1 protein-coding gene and 1 pseudogene are annotated in these 796 nt (G+C 45.4%); both read right to left on the bottom strand.

Annotated features, from left to right (window positions below):
* A pseudogene (locus ACFINO_RS10230) lies at positions 1–482 on the bottom strand (hypothetical protein); the annotation flags it as partial.
* 21 nt (positions 483–503) lie between these two features.
* Entirely contained in the window at positions 504–737 is a 234-nt protein-coding gene (locus ACFINO_RS10225; protein WP_375611072.1) for a hypothetical protein, read from the bottom strand.
* Positions 738–796 lie beyond the last annotated feature (59 nt).

The raw sequence follows: 796 nt of genomic DNA, 5'->3' as shown, positions 1-796 counted from the left end.
TTGACCTCTACAAAACTTTGCAATGCCGTAGCCAATGAACCTTTCGTACTACTTATTTCCCCTGTAGCTCTATCAAATCCTGCCTTCGCCTCTTCTGCCATTTGCTTGGCGGCTTCAGAGGCACCCTTGGCTTCTTCGGCTAATCCCTTGGCTGTATCCGCTGTATCTTTTGCACGATTAGCCGTTGTCGTTACTGCTGTAACCGCTTCACCCGTTTTGGTAACTTCGCTAAGCGCTCTTTCCGATACTTTTTTCGCCTCTTCTGCAACCTGTTGCGCGCCATTCGCACGCGCCATGGCTTTTTCTGCTTCTTTCCTTGCATTAACAACCTGCTCTAACGGCGCAAAGGTTTCATACGAATACAAAGAGGCCGTCCCTAAAAGCTTCGGAACAACAACGCTGTCTTGAGAAGTCCCTTCTCTGATTTCCTCTTTCGTTGCAACAGGTATCAAATATTCATGTTCATGATCGGGTATCTTCATCTGTTTTCGTCCTCACATCATTCAGAGCACTTCGTCTAATGAACACTCTTTCAAATCTTCAAACTCTTCTCTTAAGGTCTCTAAGCGCTTCTCTAAATCTTTCAGTGAACCATCAAGCTCTGTTTTCAAAGCGGCTTTCAGTAAATCAAAAACGCCAGTAAGCGGCGCATGTACAAAACCTCCCCCAGAATACAAAACGACCCGTACTTGAGACGGGTCGCTAATCTCTGATATCGCAAACGGTTTTAATGACATTTCAACTCCTCATGTCTTGATCCCATAAATTACACTCACATTAACGGGGCGCGTTTCAA

The sequence above is a fragment of the Bartonella sp. AA83SXKL genome, assembly GCF_042196965.1.
GTDB lineage: Bacteria > Pseudomonadota > Alphaproteobacteria > Rhizobiales > Rhizobiaceae > Bartonella.
This window is presented reverse-complemented; position numbering and strand designations above follow the sequence as displayed.